Source organism: Thiobacillus sp., from assembly GCF_018780105.1.
Lineage (GTDB): Bacteria > Pseudomonadota > Gammaproteobacteria > Burkholderiales > Thiobacillaceae > Thiobacillus.
In genome coordinates, this window is record NZ_JADMKC010000005.1 from 289,086 (window position 1) to 309,099 (window position 20,014).

Genomic DNA, 20,014 nt, shown 5'->3' on the forward strand with positions numbered 1-20,014 from the left:
CGGAAAAAGTCAGCCTGGATTTTACCCGACCGACTCCCGGGCCCGTGTCAGGTCGTAAAATCGGCGCATCCGACTTCGACCCACCCCGACCCCATGTCATCCAGCTTCGAGTCCGCCCATTCTTCGCCTTCGTCGCCCGCCGCCGGTCCGGCCGAGGAACCCACGCTGCGCTCGATCGGCCGCCTGTTCCCCTATCTGTGGGAGTTTCGCGGCCGCGTGCTGGTCGCGTTGGCGCTGCTGATCGGCGCCAAGCTGGCTTCGGTGGCGGTGCCGCTGGTGCTCAAGGAAATCATCGACGCGCTCGACAAGCCGCGTCCCGAACTGGTGTTGCCGCTGGCCTTTATCCTGGGCTACGGCGTGCTGCGCTTCGCCAGCACCACCTTTGCCGACCTGCGCGATGTGATCTTCGCCAAGGTCACCCAGCGCGCGATGCGTCGCATCAGCATGGCGGTATTCAAGCATCTGCACGCGCTGTCGCTGCGCTTTCATCTCGAACGCCAGACCGGCGGCATCACCCGCGACATCGAGCGCGGCTCCAAGGCGATGTCGAGCCTGGTCGGCTACCTGCTGTTTCGCATCACCCCCACCGTGCTGGAAATCCTGCTGGTCGCCGGCATCCTGTTCGTCAAGCTCGACTGGGTGTTTGGCGTGCTCACGCTGGTGACGCTGGCGGCCTACATCGGCTTTACCGTCACCATCACCGAGTGGCGCACCCAGTTCGTGCGGCGCGCCAACACGCTGGATTCCCAAGCCTACGGCCGCGCCATCGACAGCCTGCTCAACTACGAAACGGTGAAATATTTCGGCAACGAAAAATACGAAGCCGCGCGCTACGACAACAGCCTGATCGAATGGGAAGACATGGCGCTGAAATCGCAGCGTTCGCTCGGCTACCTGAACGCCGCGCAAGCCGGGGTCATCGCCATCGGCGTCACCCTCATGGTGCTGCGCGCCGCCGATGGCGTGGTCGAAGGCACGCTGACGCTGGGCGACCTGGTGATGGTCAACGCCTTTTTGCTGCAGATGTTCCAGCCGCTGAGCTTTCTGGGCGTGATGTATCGACAGATCAAGGAATCGATCACCGACGTCGAGCGCATGTTCACGCTGCTGCACCGGCCGCGCGAAGTGGAGGACGCGCCCGACGCGCGCGAACTCGACGTGGTAGCGGGCGAAGTGACATTCGACCACGTGAGCTTTGCGTACAACGCCGACCGGCCGATATTGCACGACGTCAGCTTCACCATCCCGGCCGGCAAAACCGTCGCCGCCGTCGGCTCCAGCGGCGCCGGCAAATCCACCCTGGCCCGTCTGCTGTTCCGCTTTTACGATACGGGCAGCGGCAGCATCCGTATCGACGGCCAGGACATCCGCCACGTCACCCAGGACAGCCTGCGCGCCGCCATCGGCGTGGTGCCGCAAGACACCGTACTATTTAATGACAGCATCTTCTACAACATCGCCTACGGCCGCCCCGACGCCAGCCGCGACGAAGTCATCGAAGCCGCGCGCGCCGCCCACATCCTGCACTTCATCGAAGGCCTGCCGCAGGGCTGGGACAGCATCGTCGGCGAGCGCGGGCTCAAGCTTTCCGGCGGCGAAAAGCAGCGCGTCGCCATCGCCCGCACCCTGCTGAAAAACCCGGCCATCCTGATCCTCGACGAAGCCACCTCGGCGCTCGACACCAAAACCGAAAAAGCCATCCAGGCCGAACTGCTCGAAATCGCCAAAAGCCGCACCAGCCTGATCATTGCCCACCGGCTATCCACCGTGGTCGAGGCCGACGAGATCCTGGTGATGGAAGCCGGCCGCATCGTCGAGCGCGGCCGCCATCCCGAACTGCTGGCGCTGAACGGCATGTACGCCCACATGTGGGCGCTGCAGCAGCAGGCTGAGGAGGGCGGAGGGAAATAGCCGCGTCTCCGGTTCGCATTGCGAAAAGTCCACAAATGGACTAAATTAAAATCCAGATTCATAAACGAACAATCTGGGGGTGAGATGCCCAACGCCGCACGCGCCGTCAAAACACAAGCCAAGCCCAACAGCCGCAACATGGCCGCCGCCGGCTTGCGCGCCTTTTTCAACATCGCGCGCGACTGGGGGCTCAACACCGACGCGCAGATGGTGCTGCTGGGCACGCCGGGCCGGTCTACTTTCTTTAAATGGAAGGCCGCGCCCGAAACCGCCGACCTCAAGCGCGACACCCTCGAACGCCTGTCCTACATCCTGGGCATCTACAAGGCGCTGCAGATATTGCTGCCCGACACCACCGCCGCCGACGCCTGGGTGAAAAAGCCCAACACCGCGCCGCTGTTTGGCGGCCAGAGCGCGCTCGACCGCATGCTCGGCGGCAACGTCGCCGACCTGATGGTGGTGCGCCAATATCTGGACGTGCAGCGCGGCGGCTGGGCTTGAGCTACCCCGTTGAACGGCTGAAGTGGCACCCGGCCTGGCGGGTCATCCCCAGCCGTTTTCCCGCCGTCGGCCTGTTTGAACGCGTCGCCCGCCCCGAGGATTTCGACTCGCTCTACGCGCTGGAAGCCCTGACCAACGACCGCCTGCGCGACGAAGTCGGCGACATCAGCCTGGTGCCTGCCGAAGAACGCCTGTTCGGCCCCGGCAGCACCTGCATCATGGCCGCCTTTACCCACCCCAACCCGCAAGGCAGCCGCTTCAGCGACGGCAGCTACGGCGTCTTTTACTGCGCCCGCAAGCGCGACACCGCCATCGCCGAAACCCGCCACCACGCCGCGTTGTTCATGGCCGCCACCGCCGAGCCGCCCATGCGATTGCAGATGCGGCTCTACAGCGTGGAAGCCCAGGGCAAGGCCGCCGACCTGCGCGCAGCCAGCCAAAACGACCCCCGCATCGTTGCCCCCGACGACTACAGCCACACCCAGGCCATCGGCCGCAGCCTGCGGGCCGAAGGCGCGCTGGGCATCGTCTACCCATCGGTGCGCCACCCCGGCGGCGAATGCCTCGCCGCCCTGCGCACCGGCATCGTCAAGAGTTGCCTGCACGCCGCCCACCTGGAATACCAGTGGAACGGGCAGGGCATCGGGGCGGTGTTCGAGGTGAATCAGGTGCTGTGAGATCGATATGTCGATTCAACCTAATTTAATCGACACATTTTATTGACGTGTCGACGTCATCGACATATCCTGAAAACGTGTCGATTAAAACGAAAAACGTAAACATGAGCGCCGCCCCAAATTGGAAACCGGATCAGCCTTACAACGACCTGCCGCCATTGCCGCCGGCCGTTGAGCTCGACACCAAAACCGTGCTCAAGCAGTGCATCAAATCCAACACTGCACTGGCGGAGCTAAAGCAGGCCGCCGAATTGATCCCCAATCAGGCCATGCTCATCAACACGCTGCCGCTGCTGGAAGCACGCGCCAGTTCCGAAATCGAAAACATCGTCACCACAACCGACAAACTGTTTCAGCATAGTCAGGCGGACGAAAAGGCCGACCCCGCCACCAAGGAAGCTTTGCGTTATCGCCGCGCCCTGTTTGAAGGCTTCCAGTCCTTGCAGGACAGGCCACTCGTCACCCGCACTGCCGAAGCCATTTGCAGCCAGATCAAGGGCCGCGAAATGAGCGTGCGCAAAGTGCCGGGCACCGCCCTGCAAAACGACCGCACCGGCGAAATCATCTACACCCCACCCGTGGGCGAAACGGTCATCCGCGACCTGCTCGCCAACTGGGAGCGCTTCATGCACGAGGCCACCGATCTCGACCCGCTCATCCGCATGGCCGTGGGGCATTACCAGTTCGAAGCGATCCACCCCTTTGACGATGGCAACGGCCGCACCGGGCGCGTACTCAACAGCCTGTTTCTCATTCAGGAAGGGCTGCTCAACCTGCCCATCCTTTATCTCAGCCGCTACATCATCCAGCACAAGGCCGACTATTACCGGTTGTTGCACCAGGTTACCGCCGGGCAAAGCTGGGAAGAATGGCTACTGTATGTGTTGCGCGGCGTGGAAGACACCGCCCGCTGGACCACCGCCAAGATCGCCGCCATCCGTGCGCTGGCCGACCACACTGCCGCGCACGTGCGCGACCATCTGCCCAGCATCTACAGCCGCGAGCTGGTCGACACCCTTTTCGAACAGCCTTATTGCCGCATCGACAACCTGGTTGAAAAAGGTATCGCCAAACGCCAGACCGCCTCGGTCTATTTAAAAAAGCTGGCCGAGATCGGCGTGCTGGTGGAACAGCAGGCAGGCAGGGAGAAGCTGTTTATTCATCCCAAACTCATGCAGTTACTGATGCAAGAGCACAATGCGTTTGAACTGTATCGCTAGGATATTGGCCAGGCACTGCATACCGTAGCACCCAGGCTCTCCGTTTACTTGCACAGAAGACCCATGGACGACGCACAACGCAAAGCCCAGATCAGAACCACCTTCGACACCGTCGCCGAAGGCTACGGCAGCGCCGGCATGGAGTTCTTCCACAAGGCCGCCGCGCACCTGCCGCGCGTGTTCGCCCTGCAGGGCCACGAGCAGCTGCTCGACGTGGCCACCGGCACCGGCATTGCCGCCACCGCTCTCGCGCCGCACCTGCCGCAGGGCCGGGTCACCGGCATCGACCTTTCCGATGGCATGCTCGCCCAGGCGCGCGCCCGCGTTCAGGCGCTGGGGCTGGGCAACGTCGAACTGCATGCCATGGACATGCAGGCCATCGGCTTTGACGATGCCCGCTTCGACGCCGCCAACTGCTCGTTTGGCCTGTTCTTTTTGCCCGACATGGCCGGCCTGCTGCAGCACATCGTCAGCAAGGTCAAACCCGGCGGCCAGATCGTCACCTGCTCGTTCTACCAAGGCTCGTTCGAACCCCTCGTCGATCTTTTTCTGCAACGCATCCAGCGCTACGGCGTCAACCCGCCCGAATTCACCTGGCGCCAGCTCTGCCTCGAAGAGCACTACCACGCCCTCTACGCCCGCGCCGGCCTCACCGACGTGCGCACCCACCGCCACGACGTCGGCACCCTGTTCGACCATGCCGATGCCTGGTGGCGCGTCATCTGGTACGCCGGTTTCAGAGGCCTGGTCGCGCAGCTGGGCGAGGCCGAACTCGCCCGCTTCAAGCAGGAACACCTCGCCGAAATCGGCGCCCTGCACAACGGGCAGGGCATCCCGTTCAACGTCGCCGCCCTGTTTGCTAGCGGGCGCGTCGCTTGAACTGCGGCCCTGAAATTACCGGTGCAGGCTGGACGAAACGCCGCTGGCTTGTGCGAAGATTCGGCTGATAACAAGCACAGGAGCGCTCTGGTTCCACTGCCGGAACTACGCCCTCTACAGCAATGTGGGAAAGAAACCTAATGCTCATTACTCAACTCCTCGACGATCTCAACCGCGATGCACTCATCGATCTGTTCGGCCTCTCCGCCGTTATGGATGTTGAAGCCGCGCTATCGGAGAAATCCGGCAAAGCCTATGTGCAATGTCTGGTGCGCAAGAAAGATGTGCAGGCCAAGCGCGAGGAACTGGTACGACAGCTCTGGCTGCATCGTCTGGCGGGCGAATACAAATATCCCGTCCCTCGCCTAAGCGTCGAATACCCCATCACCTTCGGTCGCGACAGTTCCAAGCGCGCCGACATCGTGGTGTACGACGCCGACCGGCCTACCGTTCCCTACCTCATTGTCGAGGTCAAACAGGGCAAGCTCAAGGACGGCAAAGAACAACTGCGCTCTTATACCCATGCTACTGGCGCACCGCTGGCCATGTGGTGCAACGGCGTTCAGTCCATTACCTGGCACCGCAAGAACCCCAATTACTTCGTCGAAATTCCTGACATCCCCAGCGTCACCCAGACCATCGACGACATCGCCGGCAAACCCTGGACAGTGGATGCACTCATCGACATTGAGAAAAAGCGCGAGGCCGAAGGCAAGGGCGCGCGCAGCCTCAAGCAGCTGATCGAGGACATGGAAGATGAAGTGCTCGCCAATGCCGGCGTGGACGTGTTTGAAGAAGTCTTCAAGCTCATCTTTACCAAACTCTACGACGAGATGTATTGCTACCGGGGCCGCCACAAGTACCTGCGCTTCCGCAACAGCAACACCGCCGCCCAGCTCAAGGCCAACATTCAGGGCCTGTTCGACGACGCTCGCAAGCAATGGCCCGGTGTCTTCGCCGACGACGAAAAAATCAAGCTCGGCCCGGAACACCTGCAGGTCTGCGTTGGCTCGCTGGAAGAGTGGAAGCTGTTCAACTCCAACCTGGACGTGGTGGATGAAGCTTTCGAATATCTGGTCAACAAATCGTCCAAGGGCGAAAAAGGCCAGTACTTCACGCCGCGCTGGGTGATCGACATGTGCGTGAAGATGATGAACCCGCACGAAGCGGAAACCGTCATCGACACCGCCGCCGGCAGCGCCGGCTTCACCGTCCACGCCATCTTCCATGTCTGGAAGCAGATCCTCGAAGCCGAAGGCCTACCCGTCTCCCACCTGTTCACCATGGAAGACAAGCCGCAGCGCTGCACCGACTACGTGCAGGACAAGGTTTTCGCCATCGACTTTGACGAAAAGAGCGTGCGCGTGGCGCGCTGTCTCAACCTCATCGCCGGCGATGGGCAAACCAACGTACTGCACATGAACACGTTGGACTGGCCCAAGTGGGACGAGCGCATCAAACAGGACGAGGACTGGCAGGAAACCTACGGCCCCGGCTGGACCAAGCTCAAGAAGCTGCGCGCGGTGAAAAACGACAACCGCGCTTTCAAGTTCGACGTATTGATGGCCAATCCGCCTTTTGCCGGCGACATCAAGCAAAGCGACATGCTGTCGCCCTACGAGCTGGGCCACAAGGCCAACGGCAAGCTGGAAAGCAAGGTCGGCCGCGACCTCCTGTTCATCGAACGCAATCTCGACTTCCTGCGCGCCGGCGGACGCATGGCGGTCGTCTTGCCGCAAGGCCGCTTCAACAATTCCAGCGACAAACGCGTGCGCGAATTCATCGCCGAACGTTGCCGCATCCTCGCCGTGGTCGGCCTGCACCCCAGCACCTTCAAGCCCCACACCAGCACCAAGACCAGCGTGCTGTTCGTGCAGAAGTGGAATGACGATGCCAGCGAGCCGCGCTACCACTGCCCCAAGGTCGACGACTACCCGATTTTCTTCGCCACCCAGAAACTGGAGTCCAAGGACACCAGCGGCGAGAAGATTATCGCCAAGGATGCGGAGGGTGGATTACTGCGCGACAGCCACGGCCATTGGGTGATTCAGCACGACCTGTTCAACCACGAAGGGCTGACCCAGGACGGCATCGCCGAAGCCTTCGCCGAGTTCGCCGCCAGGGAGCGACTAGGTTTTTTTTGAGTCGCCCCTTTGACGAGGCCCGGTATCGGGGCTTGTTGGAGGGGCTGGAGGTCAGCGAAGTATTGTTGAGCGAGTCAAATTCAGTCACTCGTTTGGATTCTGAATATTTTCGTCCAGTGTTGATCAGCCTGCAAAAGAGACTTGAGGCGCTACCTCACACCACGCTTGGCGCGAAGTCGCGCTTTGTTGCCGGGCCGTTTGGCTCGGAGTTTCACGTCGACAACTACGATGAGCGGTCTCCCTACCGTTACGTCCGTGGCAAGGACGTTAAGTCGTTCTTTATCGAGAACACAGACAACGTCTATTTGCCTGAGCCGGACTTCAATCGGTTAAACGATCACTCCATTAAAGCGGGTGACGTTCTGATTTCCGTGGTTGGAACCTTGGGTAACTCGTGCATTGCCACCGAGCGCGACACCCCCGCCATTTTTAGCTGCAAGAGCACAGTCATCCGGAAACCCGAGGTTAATCCTTATTACCTTGTCTCTTATCTCAATTCGGAGCCAGGTAAATCTCTGCTGCTTCGTTGCGCTCGCGGATCAGTCCAACTTGGGCTGAATCTCCCAGACCTTCGGCAATATTTGATACCGACGTTCGGCAATGTTCTGCAAGATGCTACCGAGCGAACAATTAGGGCTGCGCACAAATCGTTTGAGATTGCCAGTGAGCATTTGGCGATTGCTGAACAAACTCTCCTCCGCACCCTCGGCCTAGAAAACTGGCAGCCGCCGGAACCCCTGGCCTACACCCGCCCCAGCCGCGATGCCTTCGCCGCCGGACGGCTGGATGCGGAACACTTCAAGCCAAAATACGTTGACCTGGAAGCCCATATTCGCGCTACAAGCAGCTTCACCACGCTGGAAAATCTGCTGGCGATCAACGAGCGCGGCACCCAGCCGGACTACGCCGAGAGCGGCCTGCCCGTCATCAACTCCAAGCACGTCGCCAATGGCGAGGTGCGGCTGAACGACGGCAACCGCGTGGCTATGGCTGGCAGCAATGCCATGAAGATCAAACAGGGCGATGTACTGATGAACGGCACCGGCGTTGGCACCATTGGGCGCGCCGCGCCTTTCTTGCACGATGCGGAAGCGCTGCCCGACAACCACGTCACAATTTTGCGTCCCCAAGCCGGCGCCATTGACTCGGTTTATCTCTCCGTCTATCTCAACAGCTTGGCCGGGCAATACCAGGTCAGTAAATGGCTGCGTGGTTCATCCGGACAGATCGAGCTTTACCCCAACGACATCGCCCAGTTTCTCGTTTGGATCGCCCCAACCGAGGTTCAACAAGCCATCCGCAAAGCCATTGACGATGCTTTCACCGCGAAGCGCAATGCAACGCGCCTCCTCGACGCTGCCAAACGCGCCGTTGAAATCGCTATCGAGTCCGGCGAAGCAAGTGCACTCGAATTCCTCAACAGAGAGATAACACCGCAATGAGCCAACACCTGCTGATCCTCGGTGCCGGAGCAGACCGCACTACCGGCATTGACTTCCAGTATGGAAAGGGCGGCGAGACTTTACGTGAAACCCTGTTGGGAAAAATAAGGTAGCCGATGAGCGACATCAAACTCTTTCGCCTTACACAAGGCCAAGCCTCTGAACTTCAAGGCGATGCTTCAGACCTTGAAAAGCCCTTGCAGACACTGATCGAGAACAATCTCGAACCTTTGCTTGGTATCCGTTTCCTTGCCACCGAATACTCCACCGGAAAAACCCACGCTGGGCGCATCGACTCCTTGGGCCTCGACGAGAACGATTGCCCGGTGATCCTCGAATACAAGCGGTCGATGGCCGAGAACGTCATCAACCAGGGGTTGTTCTATCTGGACTGGCTGATGGACCACCAAGCTGAGTTCAAGCTGCTGGTGATGGACAGGCTGGGCAAGGATGCGGCCGACCGCATCGATTGGAGTGCGCCGCGCCTGGTTTGCATCGCAGCGGATTTCACCAAGTACGACGCTCACGCAGTGCAACAAATCAATCGCAATATTGAATTGATCCGCTACCGCATGTTTGGCGAAGAGTTGTTGTTGCTGGAGCTTGCAAATGCCACCAGCGCGGGCAATGGAAACAAGGCTGGCGCAAAGAGCGTGAAGCCCATAAAGACAGAAGCGAAGCCCAACGGCGGTGACAGGACTTTTGCGGAATGGATGGAGATGCTGCCGGCACCCTTGTGCGAACTGCTGGCATCACTTGAGGATTACATCGTATCGCTGGGGGATGACGTTCAACGCAAGGAGTTGAAACTCTACGTGGCGTTCAAGCGGCTGAAGAACTTTGCGACGGTCGTGCCGCAAAAGAACCGGCTGCTGCTTTATTTGCACCTGAACCCGGATCAGGTTTCGCCGCTGCCAGCCATCGGTAGGGACGTACGCCAACACGGCCATTGGGGGACAGGTGACCTGGAGCTTTCGATGGTCAGCGCCCATGATCTGGATGTGGCCAAGCCGCTGATCCTGATGGCATATGAGGGCAGGGGAGCTGCAGCCCAGCCTGAAACAAAAGGACTTTCTCGTACATGAGCGCGCCAACCAAGTCTCCAATCACGGACAAACCTTTGCGTAATCCTGGGCAGTCGCTCGAGGAGGCACGGCGCAAGTTGTTCGAAGACAAGATCGAGACGCCCTTTTTATTCGCGCTGTTTTTTTCTTTGATGGCGGCCATGGAATGGTGGCGTTATTACTTTAAGCAGCCCCCCAGCCCGATCATTTTCACAATTTGCGCAGTCTTGTTGGCTGGGTTCACAGCATGGCGATTTTGGAAGACGCGCCCACAAGTACATGCAATCAAACAAGGCATCGAAGGCGAAAAAGCGGTCGGCCAGTTTCTTGAGCGGCTACGGGAAAGTGGTTACCACGTCTTCCATGACCTGATTGGCACTGGGTTCAACGTCGATCATGTGCTGATTGGGCCGGGGGGTGTTTTCACAATTGAAACGAAGACCTGGAGCAAACCTTTACGCGGCGATCCGATGATCAAGTTCGATGGTGAGCAGATCACAGTAGACGGACGCGAGCCCGAGCGTGATCCCGTTATTCAGGCACGAGCGCAGGCTGCTTGGCTGAAGGGTTTGCTGGCCGAAAGCACGGGATGCGCATACGAGGTATTTCCCGTTGTGGTCTTCCCCGGCTGGTTTATCAAGCAGGGCGAGGGCACTTTACGGAATATGTGGGTACTTGAGCCCAAGGCCTTGGCCAAGTTTCTGGCGAAGGCACCCCAGAGGTTAGCGCTTGATGAGGTGAAGCTGGCCAGCTTCCATTTATCGCGTTTCATCCGCACCAGCGAACAAGGCCGCAGTACCTGAACTGCAACCCGCGACTATTAATTGGGGTCAGTTCAAATTCTCCGCGCATATCCAGATGGCCCAAGGCACCCGCATGCATGAAACCCTTTTCACCAGCCCAGAAGGCCGCATGCTGGGCGTCGGCCTGGCGCTCACCGGGCTGATGCTGCTGGCGTTCGGGATCGGTTGGCACCTGTATCCGGACCGCATTCTTCCCTACGCGATCATGACGGGGCTGAACCTGATCATCGGCCGTGAGGCGGGGATGTCCTTCGGCTATGCAAGCGGTTTCGGTCATGCCCAGGTGGTGCCCCTCAATATCCTGATCGAGACGATCCAGGTGCTGGTGATCTACCCGCTGTTCGTGCAGAGCACGCGGCACCTGATCAAGCTGCGCACGCTGGAGCCTTTCATCACGCGCATTCACCACGCGGCGCAGTCCGGCGGGGGCGTGGTGCGCAAGTTCGGCATCGCCGGCCTGTTTGTTTTCGTGTTCGCGCCGTTCTGGATGACGGGCCCGGTGGTGGGGGCGATCATCGGATTTCTGATCGGCTTGCGCCCCTGGGTGAATCTGGCGGTGGTGCTGGTGTCGACCTATATCGCGATTGGCGTGTGGGCGCTGCTGTTGAACGAGCTCAATGTATGGGCGTCGGCCGTCAATGAGTACGCACCCTATCTGTTGTTCCTCGCAATATTGCTGATCGCTGCGGCGATAGAGTGGGTGGGCCGGCATCGCGATCGCGCTGAAAACGGCCATGGCTGAATTCGCGCTGTTTCATTAAAACAAACAGGTCAAATGGGTTGGCGTGACCGTTCCATGAGGATGTAGACTGCCGACGATGGAATTTACGCTCGCATATCGTGACGGCTTACTTCGACCGAACCGCAGGAGGCAAACGATGAGATTCGATTACGATCCCCAAGTGGATGCACTGTACATTCGGCTCAACGAAGCCAAAATCATTGAGTCAGAGGAAGTGCAGCCTGGAATTATTCTGGACTTTGACGAGAACGGTAAGGTGGCCGGCGTTGAAGTGCTCGACGCAAGCAAGCGGAATACGACACCCGCATCCGACAGAAAGGCAGCTTGCTAGGCCTTGCTGCAACGACAAACCCGGCTTGATGCCGGGTTTGTCGTTTTGACGGGGGCGCTTGCTTCTTGATACCGGGGGCTGTATTCGCCATTCGCGAATGGCAAATAGATGGGGGTTCTCAGCTATTCCCAATTCTTGAAATGAGAATGCTGATGGCCGACCACGAATTGAAATCATGAGCGCTTCGCCTGACCCCTACGCCCGAATCTTCCTGTTGAGCCACATGCGCGCCTACACCAGTCTGGCGGGGCATATTCTCGGCTCGCATCCGCAGATCAATGGCTATTACGAAATGCATCTCAGCTATGAGGATGACGCGGCGCTGGGCAGGCAACTGGCGGCGTTCCAGCAGGGCGATGTGCTGAAGGCAAACAGCCGCTACCTTTTCGACAAGTTGCTGCACAACGACTATGTGCTGAATCCCGGGCGGCTGGGGTCTGCCGATATCAAGCTGCTGGTCGCGCTGGCGGAGCCGGCGCACACGATCCGGAGCATCGTGCATCTGTTTGCGCAGAAGCCGGACCCGGATTTGTATGCCTCGCCGGAGCAGGCGGCCAGGTACTACGTCGAACGGGTGCAGGCACTGGCCGAGTTTTGCCGCACGGCCGGGCGTGATTACCACTACTTCGATGCGGAGCTGCTGCAAGGTGCGCCGGAACGGCTGCTGCCCAGGCTATCGGGCTGGCTGGAACTGGATTCGCCCTTGAGCGAGCGCTACGAGGTGTTCAGCCAGACGGGCAAGGTGCGCCGGGGGGATACGTCGGCGCGGATGCGGAGCGGGCGCATCGACCGGAGCCGGATGGATTATTCGCATATCGCAATTCCGGAGGCGGCGCTGCGGGCGGCACGCGAGGCGTATCGGGAATGCCGGGCGCAGATTGTTTCCGGTGCGGCGGATTCGGTGACGCTTTAGAACAGGCTGTCCCAGGCGTCCCGCTCGGCGCGGTAGTTCATCAGGGCTTCGACGATCTGCCGTTTGCGCCCGGCACGGTGTTCAAAGGTCTGGATCTGCCGCCAGGCCAGCGCATGCTCGCCAAAGTTGTGGTCGATGTTGTCGATGAAGGCGCGCACGTGCCGCAGCGCCTGGGCGAGGTCGGGTGCATGCCCGGCGGCGTGCTGCCACCAGTGGCCGGCTTCGAACACGAGTGCGTTCAGTTGGCGGTTCTTCGCGACGATGGCGTCGTGCTTGTGCTGGTACAGCGCCAGCAGTTCGGTTTCTTTCTCATTGACGACGGTTTCGATCGCGCCCTGCGCGAACGGCTGCGTCACGTCGGCCCGCTTGACCAGGGCTTCGGTAGAAAACAGCATCAGGTCGCCGAAGAACTGGCGTTCGAATTCGTTGGATACGTCCACGCGGGCTTCGTCCATGTCGACGCCGGGGCGGAAGTCGTCGGCCAAGCCTGCCTCGGTGGTGCGGCGGTGCAGGTTGGGCATGTTGAAGGAGGCGAAGCGCGGCCCGATTTCGGCGGCGATGAGCCGCCCGGCGGTGGGGCCGGACATGCGCAGGCGCAGGTGGCCAAAGGGGATGATGTATCGAAGGCCGGCGTAGTTGACGATGTAGTTGCCGGGATACACGGTGCGCGCGGGGGCGAGCGGGCGAAGTCCGGCGCCGTATCGAAACCAGGTTTTGCGCGTGAGATGCTCGCCAAAGAAAAAGGCGTTGAGCCGGCGGGAAAAGTCCGCCAGGCAGGCGACATGGTCGTGCGCGCCGCCGAGCCGGCACAGGTAGGGAAACGTGGCCGGCTGGGTGTCGAAGCCGAACAGTCCGGCCATGTCGTGATAGGCGGCGTCGCCTGCCGGCTGATCGGGCAGCGCGTGAAACTGGCAGGCCTGCCCGGCGTGCAGGGTGGCCAGGCGGGTGAAAAAGGCGCTGACGTCGTCGAGAAAATTGGCCGCCATCACCGCCGGCGAAACCGGCGGGTCGCCCACCAGCTTGCCGGTGAGCATGAGGGTGTCGGTGGTGCGGAAGATGCGGTCGATGGCGTGGAAGTAGTTGAGCGCGTAGACGGTTTCTTCGCCGGAGGCGGTCTGCCGGTTGACGCACAGGGACTGGTCGCTGTCGATCAGGTAGTACAGCGTGTTGTGCGTGTCTTCGGTGAGCTGCAGAAACTTCAGGTAGCTGAGGTTGCGGTTGGCGGCCTGGCCCTTGAGGTAGAACTTTTCCCGGGGCAGGGTGGTGAGCAGATGGCCCAGTTGTGCGCGCGTGTGCTGCGGCAGGGCGTGCAGCAGGGCGTATTGTTCGTCGAGCCCGTAGTAGATGACCTGCAGGCCTTTTTGCCGGTATTCATCCACCAGTTCGATATGCCGGCGGATGTTGGCTGCGTCGCGGCTGTCTTCGCTGACGATGATCCGGATCTTGTCCCACACGCCGGAGGCATGGCCGCCGTAATCGAACCGGGTGCAGACCTGATGGATGCTTTCGAGGCAGGCCTTGAGGTGCGGCGGGCGGTCCGCCACCGGGATGCCGAGGATGAAGTGATGCCGGGTGTCGCCGGTATGCGCGTTCTGGCCCCGTTGCCGGATCAGGGCGTCCTGTTCGCGAAACAGCGATTGGTAGCTTGTCAGCAGTGGGGGGAAATCCGCTCCGTCGGACCACATCGCCTGTTCCAGCAGGGGATAGGCGTGTTCGTAGAGTTCGATCAGCGCGTCAGCGTCGCGCGGGGTGGTCAGTTGTTTGCCGAGTTCGGCCAGGCCGGGAATCGCGGGGGCATAGCGTGCGATGCAATCCTGCAGGCACGGGCTGGCGGGGGCGTTCATGTGCGCTGCCGCAAGCAGGATGCATGGCCTGCAGGGACTGCCGACAAGTCATGACTGCCGATGATGCAGGGGAAAACCGAGGGCTGCAGAAACGGAATGGGGAGGTCGCTGACCGGATGGTTCATCGGCACGGTGGCGGCGGGTGCGCAGGGTGGATACAAGGCGAAGGCGTAATAGTAACCGCCCATGCGGCCAATCTGGATGGCGGGTCTGCCGTTCTAGCCAGGGCCAGGGTAGGGTGTGCGGGTATTCCCCCTGCGTGCCGTCGAACGGCCTCTCGATCTGTCCGCGGGCGAGCAGGTCGTTCAGGGCGTCGATGGGTATCCCGCGCATGCGGCTGAAGGCGAGAGGGCTGATTTTTCCAGGTCGTATCTGATTTTCCTGTCGTCTACGCAGTGTGCTTTCCTGATAATGCCCCTTCCACCATCCTGTTTATAAGCAGGCGCCTGTGCAGGTATATTGGTCAGCACACCCGCCATCCAAGGACTGAGTAGCGGATATGCGCAGGATTTTGCAAATCGTTCATGCTGCACGCAGCATTTTCAGCTCGGATCGCCATGCCGGACACGAAGACGTGGCGTTGCTACACGCTATTTACGACTCGGCCCCGATCGGCATCACGCTGACGGACCTGCACGGCAGGTTTGTCAGAACCAATCCGGCTTTTCAACGGATGACCGGCTTTAGCGCATCTGAGTTGAGCGCCGAAACCTGCGAGTCCTTGACGCATCCCGAGGATTTCCCGCGGTACCGGGGCTTGCGGGAGGAGTTGCTGGAGGGCCAGAGAGCCGCCTTCAGGCTGGTCATGCGCCACCGGACGAAAACGGGGGCGGCAGCCTGGATTCGTAGCACGGTTTCGCTGCTGAATGGCCGTCAGGGCGTGCCGCTGTACCTTGTTGCGCGTTCCGAGGATGTGACCGAAAGCTGGCAGCGGCGGACACGGCAGCATGAACGAACCGAGTCTTTCCACCTGCTGGTGGCAAGCGTGACCGACTACGCGATTTTCATCCTCGATCCGGAAGGGCGGGTGACCAGCTGGAATGCGGGTGCGGAGCGGATCAAGGGTTACCTCGCTGACGAGATCATTGGTCAGCATTTCTCGTGTTTTTATCAGCGCGAGGACATCGAGCAGGGCAATCCTGCGCACGATCTGCAGGCCGCGCTGATACACGGTCGCTACGAGGACGAAAGCTGGCGCTTGCGCAAGGACGGTTCGGCATTTTGGGCCAACGTGATCATCACGCCGATGCGCGATGAATCCGGCGCCTTGCGTGGCTTTGCCCAGGTGACGCGCGATCTCACCGTGCGCCGGCAGCTCGAAGAGCGCCTGCGCGAAAGCGAGGCGCGGCTGCAGGCCTTCCTCAACCACAGCCCGGCGGTCATCTTCCTGAAGGATGTCGAGGGTCGGTATCTGCATGCCAATGCCAAATTCAAGCAACGTTTCCGGTTGAACACGGAGCAGGTCATCGGCAGGACTGACGCCGAGCTTTTTGCGCCGGAACAAGCAGCAACATTCCGCGCCAATGACCAGCAGGTGATGACGAGCGGCGTGCCCATGGAATTCGAAGAAACCGCGCAGTATGAGGATGGTCTGTGCATCAGCGTGGTCAGCAAGTTTCCGGTGCGCGACACGGCCGGGCGGATCATCGGAATCGGCGGCATAGCAACGGATATGACCGTATACAAGCGTGTGCAGGAAGCCTTGCGGATCAGCGAGCAAGGCTTTCGTGAGCTGGTGGATATCCTCCCCATCGCCGTGTATACCTGCGACGCATCCGGGCTCATCGAAGGCCATAATCGCCAGGCGACGGAGTTGTGGGGACGCGAGCCGAGCCTGGGGGACGAAGCCGATCGGTTTTGCGGCGCGTATCGCCTTTACACGCATGATGGCGTGTATATGCCCTACCCAGACTGCCCGATGGGCGAAGTGCTGCGAACGGGGCGGGCGGTGGTTGACCGCGAGATCATCATCGAGCGTCCCGACGGTTCCCGTCGCGCAGCAGTCGTCAACATCATTCCGCGGCTGGACGAGCACGGCGCCATGACGGGCGCCATCAACTGCCTGATCGACATTACCGAGCGCAAGCTCGCCGAACACGAACTGAAGATGTACGCCGATCAATTGAGGGTCTTGTCCAGCCGCCTGGTGGAATTACATGAAGAAAGCCGACTTTCGCTGTCACGCGAGTTGCATGACCGCGTGGGCCAGAACTTGAGCGCACTCAATATCAATCTCGGCATCGTGCTAAGCCAGTTGCCGGATGCGGCCAAATACCAGGTTGGGGCGCGGCTGAAGGATTCGCAGGGGCTTGTCGAGGCCACCGTCGATGTCATTACCGACGTGATGGCCGATCTGCGCCCACCGCTGCTCGATGATTACGGCCTGCTGCCCGCCCTGAAATCGATTGCGGAGCAGTTCAGCAGGCGAATGGGCATCGGCGTCGAGGTGCGCTGTCCAGCCCATCTCGACGGTCTGACCAAGCAGGTGGAACTCTCGCTGTACCGCATCGCGCAAGAGGCCATGACCAATCTGGCCAAGCACGCGCACGCCAGGAACGTCAAAATCGAGGTCGCGCTGCCGCCTGATCAGGTCACGCTCACGATTTCCGATGACGGCATCGGCTTCGATCCGAACATGCAGCCGCAGTACAGTGGTCGCGTGGGCTGGGGCATGCTCACCATGCGCGAGCGGGCGGTGGCATTGGGCGGAACACTGGCGATCGACTCCAAGCCAGGGGTGGGCACGCGTGTGACGGTAACACTCACGAGGAAGCCATGAGAATCAATGTCCTGATCGTAGACGATCATGTTGTGATGGCGGAGGGGCTGCGTTACCTGATCGACGCGCAGAACGACCTTGCCGTGGTGGGCTGCGTGAATGATGGCCGCGAGGCATTGCGTGAGGTCCTTGAACGCGTGCCGGATGTGGTGGTCATGGATATTGCGATGCCCGAGCTCAACGGAATCGAGGCGACTCATCTGATCCATGAGCGGTCGCCCGACACGCAGGTCGTGATGCTCTCGATGCATTCGAACCGTGAATACGTCCTGCGCGCCCTGCAGGCGGGCGCACGTGGCTACGTGTTGAAGAAAAATGCCGCCGCCGAAGTGCTGACGGCAATCCGTTCGGTGTATTCAGGCCAGCGCTATCTGAGCAGCCAAATCACCGAAAGCGTGATCGAGGACTATCTCCGCAGCGGCAGAGATGACCCGCTCGATTCGCTCAGTTCCCGCGAGCGTCAGGTACTGCAGCTGCTGGTCGAGGGAAGATCAACCGTGCTTATTGCAGAATCGCTATCGCTTTCGCCGAAGACCGTCGAAACCTATCGCGCACGCGTCATGCAGAAACTCGATATCGGCGATATGCCCGGTCTGGTGAAATTCGCGATTCAGCACGGTTTGACGACGATCGAATAAGCTGAGTTCAGGCGATTTGCTCTCGCCAAAGCTGTAGGGATTTTCCTGGGGTGTTTGTAGGGTTTCCCTGATTCCCCTCTTTGCTTCCGCTCGCTAACGTGCTTGGAACCCATCATGGGCAACCTGGGTTCACGGCGCTGACTGGCGCCAGGAATGTTCGGGTTAGCGGAAGGAGCGGAATGTCCGATCACAGCCTATCGATTCGCCATATCAGGCTCGGTCTCATGAGCGTGGCAATTCTGATACTCAGTCTGGGGCAAGCTGCCGCCGCAGTGGCCCCGAATCTGGCCGACCTGTCGCTTGAGGAACTCGTCAATATCGAGGTCACGTCGGTATCGAAACGTGCCGAGCGGCTGACCGATGCGGCCGCCTCCATTTTCGTCATCACCCACGACGACATCCACCGTTCCGGTGCCCGTTCCCTGCCCGAGGCCTTGCGCCTGGCCCCCAACCTGCAAGTGGCACGCGTCAGCGCGAGTGCATATGCGATCAGCGCACGCGGTTTCAACAGCAGTGCGCGAAACAAGCTGCTGGTTCTGATCGATGGGCGATCGGTCTATTCGCCTCTGTTTTCCGGGGTGTTCTGGGATGTGCAGGATGTGATGCTCGAGGATATCGAACGTATCGAGGTCATCAGCGGGCCGGGGGGGACCTTGTGGGGCACCAACGCGGTCAACGGCGTCATCAATATCATCACCCGGTCCGCGGCAAACACGCAGGGCGAAGTGCTGGAAGCCGGCGCGGGCAATCGCGAATACGAGGGCGCGGTGCGCCATGGCGGAACCTTTGGCACCAACGGTCATTACCGCGTCTACAGCAAGTATTTCGACATCGATCATACGGAGACGACGACTGGCATTCCGCGCGACGATGCCTGGCACAAGGGCCAGATCGGATTTCGTACCGACTGGGATGACGGGCGCGATCAGTTCTCGGTTCAGGGCAATGCCTACCGCGGCTCGGAAGGCCAGCCCGCGCCGGGGACCATTTCGACGGGCGTGCCTTTCACGCTCGGCACCATCAAGGTTTCAGGGGCAAACCTGACGGCGCGCTGGGATCATCGGCTGGAAGACGGCGCCCAGCTCATGTTGCAGGCCTATTACGACCGCACCGAGCGCGATGTGCCGCCCACCTTTTCGGAGCTGCTCGACATCGTCGATCTACAGTTCCAGCATTCCTTGCAACCGATAGGCGTGCACAGTCTGGCCTGGGGTGCAGGCTATCGCTACAGCAAGGATCGGGTGACCAATAGCCAATACGTTGCCTTTCTCCCTGCCCGGGAAAACCAGGCCTGGGCGAATGTGTTTGTGCAAGACGAAATCAGCCTGCACGATGACCTGCGCCTGACGCTGGGCGCCCGGTTTGAACGCAACGACTACACCGGCATGGAATTCCTGCCCAGTGTCCGGCTGGCCTGGAAGCCCGCTCCCGCTCATCTGCTGTGGGCGGCGGCCTCGCGCGCGGTGCGTGCACCCTCGCGGCTCGACCACGACACCTTCGTGCCGGGCGTCCCTCCCTACCTCCTGGCCGGCGGACCTGATGTGCGTTCCGAGATCGCAAACGTCTACGAAATCGGCTATCGCGGGCAGTTCGCGCCGCAGGTTTCGTATTCGGTGACCGCATTCCGTGCCATCTATGACCATTTACGCAGCCAGGAAATCGACTCCAGCGGGACCTTTCTGTTTTATGGCAACGAGATGGAGGGCACCACGCACGGCGTCGAGATGTGGGGTACCTACCAGGCAATGCGCACGTGGCGGCTGAGCGCCGGTCTGACGCTTCTGGACATGGACCTGCAGCGCAAGCCTGGCAGCACGGACCCGTTTGGCCCGAGCGTGTTGGGCAACGATCCCGCTTATCAATGGAATCTGCGCTCGTCCTGGGATCTGACGCCGACACACGCACTCGACATCCTGGTCCGCCGCATCGGTGAGCTACCCAACCCGCACACGCCCGCGTATACCGCGGTGGACGCACGGCTGGGCTGGCAAGCGACGCGTAACACCGAGCTTGCCCTGTCGCTGCAAAACCTGTTTGACGAGGCCCATACCGAGTACACGCAATCGGGGATCCAAGGGGAATTCGGGCGCAGTGTGTTTTTGCAGCTGACCTGGCGGCAGTGAGAG

The 20,014-nt window shown here is 60.6% G+C and carries 16 protein-coding genes; 15 read left to right on the top strand and 1 reads right to left on the bottom strand.

Going from position 1 to position 20,014, the window contains the following annotated elements; genetic code table 11:
* Positions 1-93 precede the first annotated feature (93 nt).
* The 12 genes from IV098_RS05715 (at position 94) to IV098_RS05770 (ending at position 12,627) form a co-directional block, all read left to right on the top strand.
* Positions 94-1,911, top strand: coding sequence for an ABC transporter ATP-binding protein/permease (locus IV098_RS05715; RefSeq protein WP_296886897.1), 1,818 nt, complete (start codon positions 94-96; stop codon positions 1,909-1,911).
* A gap of 84 nt (positions 1,912-1,995) precedes the next feature.
* Complete coding sequence (locus IV098_RS05720) at positions 1,996-2,412, top strand: MbcA/ParS/Xre antitoxin family protein (protein WP_296886899.1); 417 nt, start codon at positions 1,996-1,998, stop codon at positions 2,410-2,412.
* Complete coding sequence (locus IV098_RS05725; RefSeq protein ID WP_296886901.1) at positions 2,409-3,089, top strand: RES family NAD+ phosphorylase; 681 nt, start codon at positions 2,409-2,411, stop codon at positions 3,087-3,089. Before IV098_RS05720 ends, IV098_RS05725 begins: the two co-directional genes overlap by 4 nt.
* 104 nt (positions 3,090-3,193) lie before the next feature.
* Positions 3,194-4,309, top strand: coding sequence for a protein adenylyltransferase Fic (gene fic / locus IV098_RS05730; RefSeq protein WP_296886903.1), 1,116 nt, complete (start codon positions 3,194-3,196; stop codon positions 4,307-4,309).
* Between the two features lie 63 nt (positions 4,310-4,372).
* Positions 4,373-5,188, top strand: coding sequence for a class I SAM-dependent methyltransferase (locus tag IV098_RS05735; RefSeq protein WP_296886905.1), 816 nt, complete (start codon positions 4,373-4,375; stop codon positions 5,186-5,188).
* A 140-nt stretch (positions 5,189-5,328) separates the two neighbouring features.
* On the top strand, positions 5,329-7,332 hold the full coding sequence (locus IV098_RS05740) for an N-6 DNA methylase (protein ID WP_296886907.1): 2,004 nt from the start codon (positions 5,329-5,331) through the stop codon (positions 7,330-7,332).
* 32 nt (positions 7,333-7,364) lie between these two features.
* Positions 7,365-8,774, top strand: coding sequence for a hypothetical protein (locus IV098_RS05745; RefSeq protein ID WP_296886909.1), 1,410 nt, complete (start codon positions 7,365-7,367; stop codon positions 8,772-8,774).
* A gap of 116 nt (positions 8,775-8,890) precedes the next feature.
* The gene (locus IV098_RS05750) at positions 8,891-9,859 is read left to right on the top strand and encodes a DUF5655 domain-containing protein (protein WP_296886912.1); all 969 of its coding nucleotides are present in this window, start codon (positions 8,891-8,893) and stop codon (positions 9,857-9,859) included.
* A complete protein-coding gene (locus IV098_RS05755) occupies positions 9,856-10,641 on the top strand; it encodes a nuclease-related domain-containing protein (RefSeq protein WP_296886915.1) in 786 nt (261 codons plus the stop codon). The genes IV098_RS05750 and IV098_RS05755 overlap by 4 nt, the downstream gene beginning before the upstream one ends.
* Before the next feature lie 73 nt (positions 10,642-10,714).
* The gene (locus tag IV098_RS05760) at positions 10,715-11,383 is read left to right on the top strand and encodes a small multi-drug export protein (protein ID WP_296886917.1); all 669 of its coding nucleotides are present in this window, start codon (positions 10,715-10,717) and stop codon (positions 11,381-11,383) included.
* A gap of 136 nt (positions 11,384-11,519) precedes the next feature.
* Positions 11,520-11,714: a DUF2283 domain-containing protein gene (locus IV098_RS05765; protein ID WP_296886918.1), complete on the top strand. Its 195-nt coding sequence runs from the start codon at positions 11,520-11,522 to the stop codon at positions 11,712-11,714.
* Between the two features lie 175 nt (positions 11,715-11,889).
* Positions 11,890-12,627: a hypothetical protein gene (locus IV098_RS05770; RefSeq protein ID WP_296886920.1), complete on the top strand. Its 738-nt coding sequence runs from the start codon at positions 11,890-11,892 to the stop codon at positions 12,625-12,627.
* Here IV098_RS05770 and IV098_RS05775 read toward each other — a convergent pair.
* Positions 12,624-14,471: a hypothetical protein gene (locus IV098_RS05775; protein WP_296886922.1), complete on the bottom strand. Its 1,848-nt coding sequence runs from the start codon at positions 14,469-14,471 to the stop codon at positions 12,624-12,626. The genes IV098_RS05770 and IV098_RS05775 overlap by 4 nt on opposite strands.
* A 499-nt stretch (positions 14,472-14,970) precedes the next feature.
* Between IV098_RS05775 and IV098_RS05780 the strand changes: the two genes are divergently transcribed.
* The 3 genes from IV098_RS05780 (at position 14,971) to IV098_RS05790 (ending at position 20,011) form a co-directional block, all read left to right on the top strand.
* Positions 14,971-17,250 (top strand): PAS domain S-box protein, encoded by a 2,280-nt coding sequence (locus tag IV098_RS05780; RefSeq protein WP_296886924.1) that lies wholly within the window; start codon positions 14,971-14,973, stop codon positions 17,248-17,250.
* Positions 17,247-17,888 carry a response regulator transcription factor gene (locus IV098_RS05785; protein ID WP_296886926.1) on the top strand — a complete coding sequence of 214 codons (642 nt, stop codon included), beginning with the start codon at positions 17,247-17,249 and terminating at the stop codon, positions 17,886-17,888. Before IV098_RS05780 ends, IV098_RS05785 begins: the two co-directional genes overlap by 4 nt.
* Before the next feature lie 179 nt (positions 17,889-18,067).
* A complete protein-coding gene (locus tag IV098_RS05790) occupies positions 18,068-20,011 on the top strand; it encodes a TonB-dependent receptor (RefSeq protein WP_296886928.1) in 1,944 nt (647 codons plus the stop codon).
* The last annotated feature ends 3 nt before the right edge of the window (positions 20,012-20,014 follow it).

Excerpts from the sequence above, each read along its gene's own strand:
- IV098_RS05715 (WP_296886897.1), top strand. The coding sequence starts at position 94 with ATGTCATCCAGCTTCGAGTCCGCCCATTCTTCGCCTTCGTCGCCCGCC.
- IV098_RS05720 (WP_296886899.1), top strand. The coding sequence starts at position 1,996 with ATGCCCAACGCCGCACGCGCCGTCAAAACACAAGCCAAGCCCAACAGC.
- fic (WP_296886903.1), top strand. The coding sequence starts at position 3,194 with ATGAGCGCCGCCCCAAATTGGAAACCGGATCAGCCTTACAACGACCTG.
- IV098_RS05735 (WP_296886905.1), top strand. The coding sequence starts at position 4,373 with ATGGACGACGCACAACGCAAAGCCCAGATCAGAACCACCTTCGACACC.
- IV098_RS05740 (WP_296886907.1), top strand. The coding sequence starts at position 5,329 with ATGCTCATTACTCAACTCCTCGACGATCTCAACCGCGATGCACTCATC.
- IV098_RS05750 (WP_296886912.1), top strand. The coding sequence starts at position 8,891 with ATGAGCGACATCAAACTCTTTCGCCTTACACAAGGCCAAGCCTCTGAA.
- IV098_RS05755 (WP_296886915.1), top strand. The coding sequence starts at position 9,856 with ATGAGCGCGCCAACCAAGTCTCCAATCACGGACAAACCTTTGCGTAAT.
- IV098_RS05760 (WP_296886917.1), top strand. The coding sequence starts at position 10,715 with ATGCATGAAACCCTTTTCACCAGCCCAGAAGGCCGCATGCTGGGCGTC.
- IV098_RS05765 (WP_296886918.1), top strand. The coding sequence starts at position 11,520 with ATGAGATTCGATTACGATCCCCAAGTGGATGCACTGTACATTCGGCTC.
- IV098_RS05770 (WP_296886920.1), top strand. The coding sequence starts at position 11,890 with ATGAGCGCTTCGCCTGACCCCTACGCCCGAATCTTCCTGTTGAGCCAC.
- IV098_RS05775 (WP_296886922.1), bottom strand. The coding sequence starts at position 14,471 with ATGAACGCCCCCGCCAGCCCGTGCCTGCAGGATTGCATCGCACGCTAT.
- IV098_RS05780 (WP_296886924.1), top strand. The coding sequence starts at position 14,971 with ATGCGCAGGATTTTGCAAATCGTTCATGCTGCACGCAGCATTTTCAGC.
- IV098_RS05785 (WP_296886926.1), top strand. The coding sequence starts at position 17,247 with ATGAGAATCAATGTCCTGATCGTAGACGATCATGTTGTGATGGCGGAG.
- IV098_RS05790 (WP_296886928.1), top strand. The coding sequence starts at position 18,068 with ATGTCCGATCACAGCCTATCGATTCGCCATATCAGGCTCGGTCTCATG.